Origin of the sequence: Polynucleobacter sp. TUM22923, from assembly GCF_030295705.1 — a bacterium.
GTDB lineage: Bacteria > Pseudomonadota > Gammaproteobacteria > Burkholderiales > Burkholderiaceae > Polynucleobacter.
The window spans coordinates 446,083-461,268 of the sequence record NZ_AP027274.1; the positions used below are offsets into that span (position 1 = coordinate 446,083).

At 46.6% G+C, this 15,186-nt stretch carries 12 protein-coding genes, 1 tRNA gene and 1 pseudogene; 10 read left to right on the top strand and 4 right to left on the bottom strand.

All coding sequences use genetic code 11. From position 1 onward, the window contains the following. Positions 1-30 precede the first annotated feature (30 nt). Positions 31-2,181, bottom strand: a pseudogene (locus QUD86_RS02340) (cyanophycin synthetase); the annotation flags it as partial. 218 nt (positions 2,182-2,399) lie between these two features. On the opposite strand from QUD86_RS02340, the gene QUD86_RS02345 reads away from it, so the two are divergent. The 9 genes from QUD86_RS02345 (at position 2,400) to QUD86_RS02385 (ending at position 10,145) form a co-directional block, all read left to right on the top strand. Beyond that, complete coding sequence (locus QUD86_RS02345) at positions 2,400-4,694, top strand: cyanophycin metabolism-associated ABC transporter (protein ID WP_286297757.1); 2,295 nt, start codon at positions 2,400-2,402, stop codon at positions 4,692-4,694. Then, complete coding sequence (locus QUD86_RS02350) at positions 4,691-5,167, top strand: cyanophycin metabolism-associated DUF1854 family protein (protein WP_286297758.1); 477 nt, start codon at positions 4,691-4,693, stop codon at positions 5,165-5,167. Before QUD86_RS02345 ends, QUD86_RS02350 begins: the two co-directional genes overlap by 4 nt. Before the next feature lie 30 nt (positions 5,168-5,197). After that, a tRNA-Thr gene (locus QUD86_RS02355) sits at positions 5,198-5,273 on the top strand. Between the two features lie 173 nt (positions 5,274-5,446). Next, positions 5,447-6,445 carry a Bug family tripartite tricarboxylate transporter substrate binding protein gene (locus QUD86_RS02360; RefSeq protein WP_286298611.1) on the top strand — a complete coding sequence of 333 codons (999 nt, stop codon included), beginning with the start codon at positions 5,447-5,449 and terminating at the stop codon, positions 6,443-6,445. A gap of 111 nt (positions 6,446-6,556) precedes the next feature. After that, complete coding sequence (locus QUD86_RS02365) at positions 6,557-7,084, top strand: tripartite tricarboxylate transporter TctB family protein (protein ID WP_286297759.1); 528 nt, start codon at positions 6,557-6,559, stop codon at positions 7,082-7,084. Positions 7,085-7,127: 43 nt separating this feature from the next. After that, positions 7,128-8,627 (top strand): tripartite tricarboxylate transporter permease, encoded by a 1,500-nt coding sequence (locus QUD86_RS02370; protein ID WP_286297760.1) that lies wholly within the window; start codon positions 7,128-7,130, stop codon positions 8,625-8,627. A gap of 92 nt (positions 8,628-8,719) precedes the next feature. After that, the gene (locus QUD86_RS02375) at positions 8,720-9,100 is read left to right on the top strand and encodes a DUF2946 domain-containing protein (protein ID WP_286297761.1); all 381 of its coding nucleotides are present in this window, start codon (positions 8,720-8,722) and stop codon (positions 9,098-9,100) included. A 77-nt stretch (positions 9,101-9,177) separates the two neighbouring features. After that, positions 9,178-9,600, top strand: coding sequence for a DsrE family protein (locus tag QUD86_RS02380; RefSeq protein ID WP_286297762.1), 423 nt, complete (start codon positions 9,178-9,180; stop codon positions 9,598-9,600). A gap of 62 nt (positions 9,601-9,662) precedes the next feature. Next, positions 9,663-10,145, top strand: coding sequence for a copper chaperone PCu(A)C (locus QUD86_RS02385; protein WP_286297764.1), 483 nt, complete (start codon positions 9,663-9,665; stop codon positions 10,143-10,145). Positions 10,146-10,216: 71 nt separating this feature from the next. On the opposite strand, the gene ilvD is transcribed toward QUD86_RS02385, so the two are convergent. Continuing rightward, positions 10,217-11,905: a dihydroxy-acid dehydratase gene (gene ilvD / locus QUD86_RS02390; RefSeq protein WP_286297765.1), complete on the bottom strand. Its 1,689-nt coding sequence runs from the start codon at positions 11,903-11,905 to the stop codon at positions 10,217-10,219. Positions 11,906-12,143: 238 nt separating this feature from the next. On the opposite strand from ilvD, the gene QUD86_RS02395 reads away from it, so the two are divergent. After that, positions 12,144-13,079, top strand: coding sequence for a helix-turn-helix domain-containing protein (locus QUD86_RS02395; protein ID WP_286297766.1), 936 nt, complete (start codon positions 12,144-12,146; stop codon positions 13,077-13,079). Between the two features lie 21 nt (positions 13,080-13,100). On the opposite strand, the gene glnK is transcribed toward QUD86_RS02395, so the two are convergent. Continuing rightward, on the bottom strand, positions 13,101-13,439 hold the full coding sequence (glnK, locus tag QUD86_RS02400) for a P-II family nitrogen regulator (RefSeq protein WP_286297767.1): 339 nt from the start codon (positions 13,437-13,439) through the stop codon (positions 13,101-13,103). A 120-nt stretch (positions 13,440-13,559) separates the two neighbouring features. Beyond that, the gene (locus tag QUD86_RS02405) at positions 13,560-15,179 is read right to left on the bottom strand and encodes an NAD+ synthase (RefSeq protein WP_286297769.1); all 1,620 of its coding nucleotides are present in this window, start codon (positions 15,177-15,179) and stop codon (positions 13,560-13,562) included. Between the last annotated feature and the right edge of the window lie 7 nt (positions 15,180-15,186).

Genomic DNA, 15,186 nt, shown 5'->3' on the forward strand with positions numbered 1-15,186 from the left:
AACTCCTGCTGGAATGGTGGTGTCGAAAACAAAGGTCTCAGCACCAGCTTCAATAACGTTGAAGGGAATATTTAAAGCCCACGCTGCAGCAATGGCTGCCCCCAGATTTATTGCCTTCCATGGCGAGCTCGGGTTGGATTCTGCATGGCGCGGAACGGGAATGCTCTTAGGCTCATCAGCACCCCATTGCAACAATATTTGCTGTTCGCCAACGATAATCACTCGGCCTTTTTTATTCAGGTGAGCTTGTATTACTGGAGATGATGCATCCTGCGTAAAGAAGATCACCTCTCCGTCACATAACTCAGCCATCTTAGCTACCATGGGGTCATCGGCATTAAGAACGGCAACTCCGGTAGGTAACACCACATCTACCTGTGTGCGAACAATGCTAAATATTTGATCTTCATCATCAATAGCGTACTGTGGGAAATTAGCTGCTGGGTCAATGTTCAGAACGATGCCGACTTGGCAGCGGTCGTAAGCTAAGCCCTCGATCAACATCGAAAGATGATTGTTCTCAATTACCGCAGCTTCAACAGCGCGATTTAGTAAAGTACGCCGCGCATTTTCCCAGTTCGCGGCATTACTTTTCTGAATAGAGCGGTGACCAAAAAATAAGCCTTTACTACAAGAAAGGCCCACATACAAATTGCTTAAACGTAAAAAATGGGCAACCATTTCTGAGACAGGTGTTTTGCCACGAGCACCAGCGATGCCAATGACCGGAATCCGAAAATCTACCCCAGATGGAAAGAGGTGATCTGCGATGGCTTGCCCTACAGGTTGTGGGTTACCGCTTGCAGGCTTGAGGTGCATTAGCAGTCCTGGGCCGGCATTGACTTCAACGATGGCTGCGTTTTGTGATGCCATCGGCTTACTAATATCTTGGGCAACGAGATCAACCCCAGCAATCTCTAAGCCAACCACGCGGGCTGCCAGAGCAACTTGACTGGCTGTATCAGGGTGTACCAAGTCTGTAACATCAAACGCAACATTACCGTTGCTTTGAATAAGTACTTTTTGATCGATAGCAGGAATGCTGGAACCACTCAATTTTTGACGGGCTAGCTCTAATTCCACTGCAGAATCAATACGCACTGGATTCAGAGGGCATTCCTCTGTTTTACCTCGCCTTGGATCAGAGTTAATCTGAATTTGAATAAGCTCTAAAACGGTATGTTTGCCATCACCAGTAACCCAGACGGTCTCTCCTTTAGCTGCGGCAACTACTTTATTGCCTACAACCAATAAGCGGTGTTCATCACCAATAATGTGCCGTTCAACTAAGACTTCGCTACCTTCATCAATGGCTACTGCGTAGGCTGATTGAATTTCTGTTTGGGTATATAAATTAATAAAAACACCGCGGCCGTGATTACCGTCTATTGGCTTTACAACCACCGGTAAGCCGATATCTTGAGCCGCCTCCCAAGCATCATCAGCGCTGGTGACCGTGCGACCCTCGGGTGTAGGTACACCTGCGCTTGAAAGCAGGCTTTTAGTAAGGTCTTTGTCACGCGAGATGGTCTCAGCAATAGCGCTCGTTCTATCCGTTTCTGCTGTCCAGATCCTGCGCTGTTTTGAGCCGTAACCTAATTGAACAAGATTGCCTTCTGACAAACGTATAGACGGAATACCCCTTTCTTCGGCCGCATTGACAATGCAGGCCGTACTGGGCCCGAGTAAGAGGTCATCACCCAAGTCACGTAGGTTTTCAAGGATCGTTTTGACTTGAGCTACGGAATCTTGGGTATCTTGCGCCAAAGCCAGGTATAGATCGCGCGCATACTTCAGAGCGGTGAGGGTCACCTCCTCATTGATGGCGCTCACCATTACCTTATAGACTCCGCGACGATCCCCATCGCGTGCTTTTCCAAAGCCGCCCGGAATACCCGCTAAATTTTGTAATTCAAGGGTGAGATGTTCCAGAATGTGCGCTGGCCAGGTGCCTTCCTCAACTCGCTTGAGAAATCCACCGGCTTCACCATAACTGCAGCGATGCTCTTGAAGGCTTGGCAAGGCTTTGACTAGCCGCTCATAGAAACCTGGAATCAGATTCGAGGGGTAGTCTTCCAGATCGCCAATATCGACCCAAACCTCAATTACCGGGTGGTAGGTCCACATATTGGGGCCGCGTAAATGCTTTACGCTCAGTATTTCAATGGTTTTATCTAGCAGTTGGGGCATGTGTGGGATTGAGCAATTGGCCAGCGCTGAGGGCGCATGGGTAAGAAAATGCTCAAACGGTCTCTCTATTTCTAATAATTATTGAAAATCCACAAATTGGTAAAAATAATCTAAAAAGCTGACTTTTGTAATTTAACGGCTTTAGGTGGCTTAAAGTTGACAAAGTTACATATTCATAAAAACTTAGCTCCACTATACTTTCAAGGTCAATGAAGCTAGAAATTCCACCATCTACATCCTCGCTACCCGCTCATTGGGTTGGTAACTTGCGGATTCACTCCCCTGATCTAGTAGTAGATTCGGTCTTTGCATGGCTTGAGATTGACCTTGATGGTGAAATGCGCTTTACTAAAAGCCTGCTGTGCCTTACCCCTGCAGGATTACTGTGGACTAATGGCGAGCAGTCTGAGTTATGGCCAATGCAGGCCGGAGCACAGTTGTTACATGGAGACCATGCAGGTGTAGGGCATCTAAAGCTGGAGATGGATGACAGACTTCAAAGAACTTGGTACTTTACCTTAGCGGTTAACCCCCAAGCGCTGCGCCTGCAAAGCGGCTTTAAGCAGATCTTGCGTGGGGATCAGGTAGGTAGCATCGCCAGTGAAGTGTCTGAATACGACCAACAGGTTTGTCCAGCCTGCCTTAATCCAAAGCCTGCCAACACAAACGACTGTCCAACATGTGGCCCCGAAGAGGATGCGCCGCCTTCAACTTGGACTTTATTTAAGTTATGGCGTTTTGCCCGTCCCTACAAAAAAGAATTGCTTCTAGGCTTCGTATTAACACTGCTTTCTACGGGGGCCACGTTAATACCTCCTTATTTAACAATGCCCTTAATGGATCACGTATTGATTCCTTTTGAGAAGGGCAATCCAATTGATTTTCATTTGGCGAGCATGTACCTAATTGCACTGTTCGTTGCAGCCATTGTGGCTTGGGCTTTAGGCTGGTGGAAGACATACCTTTTGGCATTGGTCAGTGAGCGCATCGGCGCAGACTTACGTAACACTACCTTTGAGCACTTATTAAAGCTTTCGTTAGAGTATTTCGGAGGAAAAAGGACGGGTGATCTGATTGCGCGTATTGGCGCAGAGACTGATCGCATTTGTGTTTTCTTGTCGCTATACGCTTTAGACTTTATTACTGACGTGTTGATGATCACAATGACCGCGGCCATTTTGATCTCCATTGATCCTCTGCTGGCATTGGTAACGCTGGCTCCATTGCCATTTATTGTGTGGATGATTCATGCGGTACGCGATAAGCTGCGCTTTGGTTTTGAGAAGATTGATCGCATTTGGTCAGAAGTTACCAATATCCTGGCTGATACCATTCCGGGTATTCGAGTAGTGAAAGCATTTGCTCAAGAGGATCGAGAATTAAAGCGCTTCGTCGACTCTAATAAACATAATTTACAGATTAATGATCGCGTGAATCGAGTGTGGGGTTTATTTTCTCCAACGGTCACTTTATTAACTGAAACAGGTCTATTAGTTGTCTGGGGTTTTGGCATTTGGCAGGTTGCGCATCATAAAGTTTCCGTAGGTGTTTTGATTGCTTTCTTGGCTTATATCGGACGTTTTTATATTCGCCTTGACTCCATGAGTCGGATTGTTTCGCATACACAAAAAGCAGCTGCTGGCGCAAAGCGGATTTTTGATATTTTGGATCATGTCTCAAGTGTTCCGGAGCCAATTAATCCCGCCCCCTTGGGTGAGGTCAAAGGCCGCATCTCTTTGCGGGACGTGGGTTTTCGCTATGGCAATCGCGCGGTCACTAAGGGAATCAACCTTGATATTGCCCCAGGAGAAATGATTGGCTTAGTGGGTCATAGCGGGTCTGGTAAAAGTACCTTGGTGAATTTAATATGCCGCTTCTATGATGTCAGTGCCGGCGCGATTACTTTGGATGGACGTGATATTCGAAGCATTGCGATTAGCGACTATCGCAAGCGCATTGGTCTAGTGCTACAGGAACCCTTTTTATTCTTCGGGACTATTGCTGAGAATATTGCGTATGGCAAACCTGAGGCCACGCGGGAAGAGATTATCGAAGCAGCCCGTGCTGCCCATGCTCATGAATTTATTTTGCGTTTACCGCTAGGATACGACTCTCTCGTTGGTGAGCGCGGCCAATCTCTTTCTGGTGGTGAGCGGCAACGTATTTCAATCGCTCGTGCATTACTAATTAATCCCAGTATTTTGATCCTAGATGAGGCCACCTCATCTGTGGACACCACCACTGAAAAAGAAATTCAGCGCGCTTTGGATAACCTTGTTAAGGGTCGTACTACTATCGCTATCGCGCACCGCTTATCCACCCTAAGAAAAGCAGATCGCTTAGTGGTATTGGATAAAGGTGAAATCGTGGAAATCGGCTCTCATGATCAATTAATGGATGCGCAAGGTGCTTACTATGCGCTTTACCAAGCTCAGCTTCGCCACGCGGCGGAGTTAGTTGAGGGCGGCGCCATTGGTGAGAGTATTGAGAAGGTATTAGCATGAACCCCTATCAAAAACCCCATACCTTGGAGCGGGATAGTCTTGGTCGCCTCGTATTGATCGATGCTGCAGGTAATCGTCATGAAGGTATTTATCCCGTAAGGGCCTTTCCGATTACTGCGCCAGGTGCCGGAATTTCATTAATGGATGCTTCGGGTAAGGAACTTTGTTGGTTCGATAGTGTTAGCCAAGTTCCCGAGGTTGAATTAGGTCTTATTGAGCAAGAAATGGCTGCACGCGAGTTTATGCCGGTAATTGAAAAAATTACGCAGGTATCCACCTTTGCCACCCCCAGCATTTGGGATATTGAAACTGACCGTGGTCCAACTCGTATTCGCCTCAAGACAGAGGAAGATATTCGCTGTATTGCAGGTAATACTTTGCTCATTGCCGACGCGAATGGCTTGCAATTCATCATCCAGGACTCAACGCAGCTAGATAAAACTAGTAAAAAGTTTTTGGATCGATTCCGCTAGTACCGTTTCGATTAAAATCAAGTCCTTACCGCCGCTTTAGCTCAGTTGGTAGAGCAGTTCATTCGTAATGAAAAGGTCGCCAGTTCGATTCCGGCAAGCGGCACCATTTTTTAATACTAGGGTATCTACTTAGTAACTAGTATTACCCCTAGTAAGCCATTTGTTAATTATTGATGGCAATCAATTCTTGTAGGCCTAAATTCGACAAGAATTACTTTATTATAAAAAACAAGCCAATTTGTTGTTGGCCCTAAAATTTTTGGAGGAGCGTTCATGAAAATGAAGTTAAAAGGGGCATTGATTTCCACCGCATTAGCCCTCGGTGTTGCTGCTGTTTCACCCGCTTTTGCTGCTTGGGAGCCAACTAAGCCAGTTGAGTTCATTATTCCTGCCGGTCCCGGTGGTGGTGCTGACCAAATGGCCCGTATGATTCAGGGCATCATCACAAAAAATAATTTGATGAAACAGGCCATGATTCCGGTCAACAAATCAGCTGGGGCTGGTGCTGAAGGTTTCTTGGCTATGAAAGAGGCTAAGGGCGATCCAAACAAGATCGTAATCACCTTGTCTAATTTATTCACCACGCCCTTAGCTACAGGTGTGCCGTTTAACTGGAAAGACATTACACCAGTGGCAATGTTGGCACTGGACCAGTTTGTGTTGTGGGATAACGCTGATAAGCCTTACAAAACTGCCAAGGAATACATCGACGCAGCTAAAGCGGCTGGTCCTGGTAAGTTCAAGATGGGCGGAACTGGCTCTAAGCAAGAAGATCAAATCATTACTGTTGCATTAGAAAAAGCGACTGGCGCGAAGTTTACTTATATCCCATTCAAAGGGGGTGGTGATGTTGCTGTTCAATTAGTTGGTAATCACATTGATTCGTCAGTGAACAATCCAATTGAGGCAGTTGCTCAGTGGCGTGCAGGCAAGTTGCGTGCATTGTGTGTATTTGATGACACACGGATGCCTTATAAAGAAAAGATTACGCCAACCATGTCTTGGTATGACGTACCAACCTGCAAAGAGTCAGGTGTATCGACTGACTACGTGATGCTCCGCGGGATTTTTATGGCTCCAGGCGTGACTCAAGAACAGGTTGATTACTATGTAAATCTGTTTAAGAAAGTTATTCAAACACCTGAGTGGAAAAAATTCATGGCTGATGGTGCGTTTAATCAAACGTTTATGACAGGTAAAGAGTTCGGTAACTGGCTGACACTCAATGAGGCTTTGCATAAGCAGTTGATGACTGAAGCTGGATTCTTAGCCAAATAATCAGCAGCAAAATTGAACGGGGGCCTCCTTCCGGAGGTCCTATTTTTTACCAATAGCATCCGAGATTTAGCGGATGAGATTTAATCAACCCCTTTTTTAGTGAACCAATCAATGTCTGAAAACACCAATAGTCCTAAATCAGAGTCTGCTATTAGCGTACGCGCCATGGACATCATCACCGCGCTTCTTTTTATCATTCTTGGCTTGGTAGTGATGACGGGAAGCGTAAAGTTAGGTGCATCCTGGGGTAGCGATGGACCTGAAGCTGGTTACTTTCCTTTTTATATCAGCTTAATTTTTATTCTTTCAAGTTCAATTACGCTCTATCAAGCAGCGGTTGTAGACAAGAAGAAAAAAACTGAGTCCTTCGTTGATAAAGAACCTCTTAAGCAAGTTCTGGCAGTGTTGCTTCCGGCGATTGTTTTCGTTTTGGGTGTACAACTCATCGGCATTTATGTCTCCTCACTTATTTATATTGCCGTCTTCATGGTTTGGTTGGGGAAATACCCTCTTTGGAAGGCTGCCACAGTTTCATTAGGTGTGACTGTTGCTCTCTACCTTATGTTTGAGCACTGGTTTCAGGTTCCATTGCCACATGGCTCGTGGATCAATCCACTCGAGTTTATTGGCGTGAACTAAAAAATATAACTATTAAAAAAGATTAGAAAAGAAGGAGTTCCAGTTGGAAGAAATTAATGCTCTATTCGGCGGCTTTGCCGTCGCAATGACACCGTTTAACTTGCTGCTTATGCTTGTTGGGGTCACTCTTGGTGTGATTATTGGCGTATTGCCAGGCCTAGGTGGGGCGAACGGAATTGCCATCCTGTTGCCGTTGACTTTCACGATGCCACCAACCTCAGCGATCATCATGCTTTCCTGTATTTACTGGGGCGCATTATTCGGCGGTGCGATTACTTCTATTTTGTTTAACATTCCAGGCGAGCCTTGGTCGGTTGCAACAACTTTTGATGGTTACCCAATGGCCCGTAATGGTAAAGCTGGCGAGGCATTGACTGCTGCGTTCACTTCATCGTTCGTTGGTGCGTTCTTTGCGATTGTGATGATTACCTTCTTAGCCCCATTAGTGGCGAAGTTTGCGTTGCAGTTCGGGCCGCCAGAGTTCTTCTCGGTCTACCTGCTTACCTTCTGTAGCTTTGTGGGCATGAATAAGGGCTCTCCATTCAAGACCATTTCAGCCATGATGCTGGGCTTCGCTTTAGCTACGGTTGGTATGGATACGGTTACTGGCCAACTCCGTTTGACTTTTGGTCAGCCAGAATTAATGCGCGGCTTTGATTTCTTAATCGCTGTGATTGGTCTGTTCGGTATCGGTGAAATTCTTCTATCGATGGAAGAGGGCCTGGCATTTAAAGGTGCCGCCGCTAAGATTCGTCGCCAGGTTGTTCTCGAGACCTGGGCAAAGCTTCCCAAGTACTGGGCAACGACATTACGCAGTTGCTTGATTGGTTGCTGGATGGGTATCACTCCAGGCGGCGCTACTCCTGCATCTTTCATGGCCTATGGTGTTGCAAAGCGGGTCTCTAAGAATGGCGAGAACTTTGGTAAAGGTGAGATGGAGGGTATTGTTGCTCCAGAAACTGCAGCCCATGCTGCTGGTACCGCTGCTTTGTTACCAATGCTGTCTTTAGGTATACCGGGCTCACCAACCGCTGCAGTATTGCTGGGCGGTTTGTTAATCTGGGGCTTACAGCCTGGCCCATTACTCTTCGTTGAGAAGCCAGACTTTGTTTGGGGCTTGATTGCGAGTATGTACTTGGGTAACTTGGCGGGATTATTTGTAGTTCTGACTTGCGTGCCATTGTTCGCTTCTATCTTGAGAATCCCTTTCTCCATCATTGCTCCAGTTATTTTGGTCATTTGTGCGGTTGGTGCCTATACCGTTCACAACGCTACTTTTGACGTTTGGTTGATGTTAGGTTTTGGTGTGATGGGCTATGTCTTTAAAAAGCTCGACTATCCAATGGCGCCAATGGTCTTGGCCTTGGTATTGGGCGATCGCGCAGAAGACTCATTCCGTCAGTCAATGCTGATTTCTCAAGGTAGTTTGGATGTATTTTTCTCCAACTACCTAGTCAGTGGAATCACTGCTCTGGCCCTACTGCTACTCTTCTGGCCAATTATTGGTAAGGTGATTAGCAAGAAAAAGCCTGCAGCTGCTTAACTTGCTGGTAGTTCATAGCAAAGAAAAGGGGGCGTAAGCCCCCTTTTCTTATTGGAGGACAGCTTTTAGAAGTCGGCTAAAATTTACTTAGAATGAATTTCCCTAAACACCGTTTGCTTCACTGGCTTGCTGCCCTTGCAGTAATGATGAGTGCGCTTGCCCCAGCAATTTCTCAGGCAGTTTCAGTTAGCAAACATGGTCAAGGCTTTGCGATGGAGATTTGTTCGGCAGAAGGGAATCAAATGCAGATCGAGATCAAAGCGAATGCAGATTCCCCGGCCGACATTCAAGATGCTAGTAGACCTTGCCCTTACTGTTTTGTTCAGGGTACCGTTACCCCCGCATTGAATACCAGCCTGACATTTCAGGCGCCGCAAAGTTTTGCGTTTCTACCGCAGCTGTTCTATCAGTCACCTCAGCCTCTAACTGTCTGGCTAACACCCCCCTCTGCCGCACCTCCTTCACAGGTCTAAGTAACTTAGGCCCATAGCCTCGCTATGAAAACGGCAGATGTATTGCCATGTGTTGTTAGATTATGTGGAGTACTGCAATGACATTACAGCGAATCGTATCAAAAATTATCTTACTGACTGGACTGTCGGTATTTTCTTTATCAACATTTGCGGGTGCTAATGATCCGCTTTTTGTGAACTTATCCTCAGACGAGCCTATGCGTGCAAGCATGGCAATTCAATTTGGTAAGCATCACTTTGCCAATGGACACCCACTCACCATCTTTTTAACGGATAAGGCAGTGAATTTGGGCGTTAAAGCTGGCTCAGGTCAATTTGCTGAACAACAGCAGCTTATATCTGAAATTGTTGCGAGTGGCGCTCTTGTCATTATGTGTCCGATATGTCTAAAGCAAAGAGGGTTTACTGAGGGCGATCTCATTACTGGTGTAAAGCTAGGGGGACCAAAAATGACCGGCGATGCATTGTTCAGGGACGGCACTAAAACAATCAGTTGGTAAAAGCTTAAATGACGTTTTCGATTTTCAAAAGTATTTCACTATCATTTTTTTAAAGGATTTTTATGAAAAAGTATTCATCAATTTATTTGGCTCTTGCCATGACTCTGGGTTTTGGTACTTCGACGCTTGCTCAAAACGCAAAAGTAGGGAATTTACAAATTGAAAATGCCTACACGCGCGCTACCGTGCCAGGCCAGCAAGTAGCAGGTGGATTTTTTAAGATTGAAAACAAGGGTGCAGTAGATCAATTGATTTCTGTAACCTCACCTGTTGCTGGTGAAGTCCAGTTGCATGAAATGGCTATGGAAGGCAATGTGATGAAAATGCGTCAAGTAAAAGATATTCCTATTCCAGCAGGCGGCTCTGTTGAGCTAAAGCCAGGTGGCCTGCATTTGATGTTCATGAACATCAAAGCACCTTTGGCTACTGGTGAGATGGTCCCAGTAAAACTCAAATTTGCTAAAGCCGGTGAAGTTGAGGTGAAAATGCTAGTGAATGCGATGGGAGCCCCTGGCGCCTCTCGTGGTGGTGCAATGAAACATTAATTTGAATTTCTGTTGCAAATAAAAAGCCCCTCAGTTTTTGACTGAGGGGCTTTTGTTTTGGGCTGAACGCTTTAATCTAAATTCAGATCCGTTACTGCGCCTTTACTGGCAGAGCTCGCAAGGCGCGCATACTTCGCTAGCAAGCCGCGGGTATAGCGTGGCTTGGGTTGTACCCAAGCAGCGCGACGTTGAGCGATCTCTTCATCGCTTACATTGAGTTGAATTAGCAGCTTGTGGGCATCAATGGTTACTGAGTCACCTTCATGGATGAGGGCGATCGTACCGCCTACAAATGCCTCTGGTGCAACGTGACCAACAACCATGCCCCAAGTGCCACCAGAGAACCGACCATCGGTAATCAGGCCAACAGACTCTCCTAAGCCTTGCCCCACTAGAGCAGCCGTTGGAGCAAGCATCTCACGCATACCGGGGCCACCTTTAGGGCCTTCGTAGCGAATGACCATGACATCACCATCTTTGATTTTTTGCTCCATGATGGCAGCCATCGCATCATCCTCAGAATCAAAGACACGGGCAGGGCCGGTAATTGATGGATTTTTCAAGCCGGTGATTTTAGCTACGCAACCCTCAGGTGAAATATTGCCCTTCAAAATAGCCAAGTGACCTTGTTTATACATCGGGTTGTCTAAAGTACGAATCACCTTTTGATCGGCACGGGGGACGGAAGGAATATCTTTTAAGGTCTCTGCGATGGTTTTACCAGTAATGGTGATGCAGTCACCATGGAGTAGTCCGCCATCTAGCAATAGCTTCATGATCTGGGGAATGCCGCCCGCTTGATGTAGATCGGTAGCCAAGTAATTGCCGGAGGGTTTCATATCCGCAATGACTGGTACTCGCTGACGAATGCGCTCAAAGTCATCAATCGTCCAATCAATTTCTGCTGCACTAGTGATGGCTAAGTAATGGAGAACGGCATTGGTAGAGCCACCCACTGCCATGATTACACTTACCGCATTCTCAATCGATTTTTTAGTGATGATGTCCCGTGGGCGTAAGTTGTTCCTAATCGCTTCTACCAACACCAGGGCTGAATCATGTGCGCTAGCGACTTTCTCTGCATCTACGTTTGACATGGTTGAAGAGTAAGGCAAGCTCATGCCAAGAGCCTCAAACGAAGAACTCATGGTGTTGGCGGTATACATGCCGCCGCAAGAGCCGCTTCCTGGGCAAGCGTTTTGCTCTACGCCCTTAAGGTCCTCTTCTGTCATACGGCCAGAAGTAAACTCACCAACCGCTTCAAATGCAGAAACAATATTAAGTTCTTTTCCTTTAAAGTGTCCAGGCTTGATTGTTCCCCCATAGACATAAATACTGGGAACGTTTGTACGTGCCATAGCCATCATGCCGCCCGGCATATTTTTATCGCAGCCGCCGATGACGAGAACGCCGTCTTGCCACAGGCCGTTCACACAAGTTTCAATGCTATCTGCAATGACTTCACGTGATACGAGTGAATATTTCATGCCCTCTGTACCCATGCCGATACCATCGGATACAGTTGGAACGCCAAATAATTGCGCTTTTGCTCCAGCCGCTTCAAGAGCGCTTACTGCTGCATCAGCAAGTTTCTGAAGTCCACTATTGCAAGGAGTAATAGTGGCGTGACCATTGGCTACACCCACCATCGGCTTAGAAAAGTCCTTGTCTTCATACCCCATTGCGTAATACATCGAGCGATTAGGAGCACGTGCAACCCCTTCAGTGACATTGCGAGAGCGTTCGTTAAGGCGTTTCATGCGAGTGTGGACTCCAAAAAAGAATGATTTGAAAAGCTCTATTGTGCCGTGAGACAGTGAGATGTGCCCGGTTTATAAATAGCCTTCCGCTCGTTAAATGTTGCGGCGCAGTAAATTTGGATCTTTTTATTTTCAGGTAATCCTTTTTAAGTGATGGGTTATGGCCCTTAATTAGGATAAAGTCATGTTTATTCTGTAGTTGAGCGGCACCACCTCCTTATTTTAAATAATGGTTCTTATGAACAACAGTTCTCAGCCTTTAGAGATTCGCAAGGAAGCCTTTACTGCGGCTCGGATAAGCGCCGGCCTGAGTACAAAAGATCTTGGTGCATTGGCTTGCTTGTCAACTCGCCAAATTGAGCAAATTGAAAATGGTGAGAGCAGCTCTTTTTATGGGGCGCAGATTAAATATACTGCCGCCAAAAAAGTAGCAAAACTATTGAAGTTAAGCGAGGAAGATGCTTTTGAGTTTGGCCTCACTGATGTGATCCAAGCGGCCCCTGAAATTCAAAAGGAAATGAGTGAGCAGATTAAAACGGCTCAGTCTTCGCCGGATCTAAAAAAGCAAAATAAGAAAACTGCTTCGGAAATTCGTTTTAGCTCAGGGGTACCCCGAGCACAAGCAAGTCGTAAAAAGAAGTTTTTTTTGGGCTTCAGCCTGCTTGCCGTTATAGTTTTCTCGGTCATTAATCTGCGTCCACTATTCTTTGCAGATAAGCCCGAAGAAATCCTGCTGGTAAAGGAGGGGGTTGAGATTGCTCCGGTAGTGCCAGCAGATTCTGCTCCCCTAATTATTGCCCCACCAATGACGGTATCAGGCACTCCAAGCGAGACTTCAATTGCTTGCCCGGCAGAGGAGGGGATTTTGAGCTTTAAGCCTGAGTCGCCACGCAAAGTGGCTGATATGGTACATATTCAGGTGAAGAGCGCGCAAACCGTGTGTGTGGTTGATGCTTCGGGAAAAATACAAAACAAAACAGTTGAGCCGGGTGCAGGTACGTCGTTTTTTGGTAGACCACCATTTAAGGTGCTAACAAACGGAATTGCTCAGGTAGACATTTATTTTCAGGGGGCTAAGGTGCGCCCGGTGAACCCAAATATTAAAACACTCATTCTTGAAGCAGCTGCAGTAGCTGCTTCACCTACCGATAGGTCGGATTCTCAGTTTCGCTAAGATCTGCGATTCACTAAGCTTTTATACAGCGGACTCGTTGGTTTCGCCAGTACGAATCCGGATCGCTTGCTCTATTGGACTGACGAAGATCTTGCCATCACCAATCTTGCCAGTGTGGGCTGACTTAACAATGGCCTCGATCACAGCATCAACCCGATCCGTTGCCACTACTACCTCAACTTTTACCTTTGGCAAAAAGTCGACTACATACTCAGCGCCACGATATAACTCAGTGTGCCCCTTTTGACGTCCAAATCCCTTAACCTCGGTAACAGTGAGTCCGGTAACACCCAAATCACCAAGGGCTTCGCGAACTTCATCTAATTTAAACGGCTTAATAATGCAGGTAATGAGTTTCATGGCTTTCCTTCGATATAGTCTCTAGAACAATCATACTGATAAATTGATTGGGCGGCTTATGCAGCGCTTAAGTGCTGCTGAAGTGCTGCTTTAAGGATAACCCTAAGGACCCCTAGACCCCTAGGCTCTAAATTTCGAGGTGATGGGATAGCGCCAGTCGCGCCCAAATGCACGGGTGGTAACTCGAACTCCTGGGGGTGCCTGACGGCGTTTATATTCATTCAGTTTTATGAGACGGGTGACCTTTTCAACGCTCTCCACATCAAAGCCAGCGGCAATCATTTGAGCAATGGATTGATTTTGTTCCATGTATCGCTCCACAATGCTATCCAGTACTTCATACGAAGGCAGGCTATCCTGATCTGTTTGATCTGATCGTAATTCTGCGGAGGGTGCGCGGGTCAAAATGCGCTCTGGGATAACGGGGCTAATACTGTTTCGATAGGCGCAGAGTCGATAAACTAAAGTCTTGGCAATATCCTTGATGACCGCAAATCCACCGGCCATATCCCCGTAAAGGGTGCAGTAACCCACTGCCATCTCACTTTTGTTACCAGTCGTTAATACCAGGCGACCTGTTTTATTCGAAAGCGCCATTAACAAGGTACCACGCACGCGCGCTTGAATATTTTCTTCGGTTGCGTCTACCGCTAAACCTTTAAATTGTTCTGCTAAAGCTGTTTCTAGCGCATCGACTGAGGCACTAATCGGAATTTCGTCATACTGGACATCTAAATTCTTTGCCATTTCTCTTGCATCAATCCAGGAGATGTCAGCGGTATATCGCGAAGCCATCATGACGGTGCGAACCTGATCAGCCCCTAATGCATCTACGGCGATAGCAAGAACTAGAGCAGAGTCGACACCCCCTGAGAGACCGATGATCACACCTGAAAAGCCATTTTTTCGAACATAGTCACGCACACCAAGTACTAAGGCGCGATAGGCCTGAGCCTCAACACTCGTTGGTGAAACTAACAACCCTTTTTCTAAATCACCCGACTTGCTGATACCAACAAAACCCATATCTGTTTCAAACTGCGTCATGGACATCACTAGCTCGCCAATTTTGTTTAGGGCGAACGATCCACCGTCGAACACCAGCTCATCTTGGCCCCCTACAGCGTTAACATATACCAATGGCATTTTCGTAGTGGCAATATGCTGGCGCAGAACCTCGATGCGGAGCACTTCTTTTTGTAGGTGGTATGGTGAGGCATTGAGCACTAACAATATCTGTGCACCTGCTGCATGTGCTTGCAGAGCGGGGCCGGGATGCCAAGCATCCTCACAAAGAATAAGACCAAACTGAGTTCCATTGGCTTCAAATACGCAGGCTACATTGCCTGCAACAAAATACCGCACTTCATCAAAGACCTCATGATTTGGCAGCTTTTGCTTGGCATAGGCTGCAATCACTTTGCCATCACGCAAAACAGAAGCGTAGTTTTGTAGGCCGACAGCTGTCATTTTTGGGTGACCAACAATCACGGTCAGATTAGGAAATTTTTTAAGCGCATGCATGAGTTGCTCGAGCTCAAACTCGGCAGCTTCAATAAAAGCCGGACGTAATAGCAAATCTTCGGGGGGGTAGCCCGTAAGCGATAACTCAGGGGTCAAAACGATGCAGGCCCCTTGCGCATACGCTTTGGCAGCTGCTTGTGCGATGAGTTGGGCATTGCCAGGCAGATCACCCAATAGAGGGTTGATCTGCGCTAGGGCAATAGTTGGTGAACTCACTCTCGCT

Bases quoted from the DNA above. Each gene is read 5' to 3' on its own strand.
- QUD86_RS02375 (WP_286297761.1), top strand. From the start codon at position 8,720: ATGAATTTCCCTAAACACCGTTTGCTTCACTGGCTTGCTGCCCTTGCA.
- QUD86_RS02360 (WP_286298611.1), top strand. From the start codon at position 5,447: ATGAAGTTAAAAGGGGCATTGATTTCCACCGCATTAGCCCTCGGTGTT.
- ilvD (WP_286297765.1), bottom strand. From the start codon at position 11,905: ATGAAACGCCTTAACGAACGCTCTCGCAATGTCACTGAAGGGGTTGCA.
- QUD86_RS02365 (WP_286297759.1), top strand. From the start codon at position 6,557: ATGTCTGAAAACACCAATAGTCCTAAATCAGAGTCTGCTATTAGCGTA.
- QUD86_RS02350 (WP_286297758.1), top strand. From the start codon at position 4,691: ATGAACCCCTATCAAAAACCCCATACCTTGGAGCGGGATAGTCTTGGT.
- QUD86_RS02395 (WP_286297766.1), top strand. From the start codon at position 12,144: ATGAACAACAGTTCTCAGCCTTTAGAGATTCGCAAGGAAGCCTTTACT.
- QUD86_RS02345 (WP_286297757.1), top strand. From the start codon at position 2,400: ATGAAGCTAGAAATTCCACCATCTACATCCTCGCTACCCGCTCATTGG.
- QUD86_RS02385 (WP_286297764.1), top strand. From the start codon at position 9,663: ATGAAAAAGTATTCATCAATTTATTTGGCTCTTGCCATGACTCTGGGT.
- QUD86_RS02380 (WP_286297762.1), top strand. From the start codon at position 9,178: ATGACATTACAGCGAATCGTATCAAAAATTATCTTACTGACTGGACTG.
- glnK (WP_286297767.1), bottom strand. From the start codon at position 13,439: ATGAAACTCATTACCTGCATTATTAAGCCGTTTAAATTAGATGAAGTT.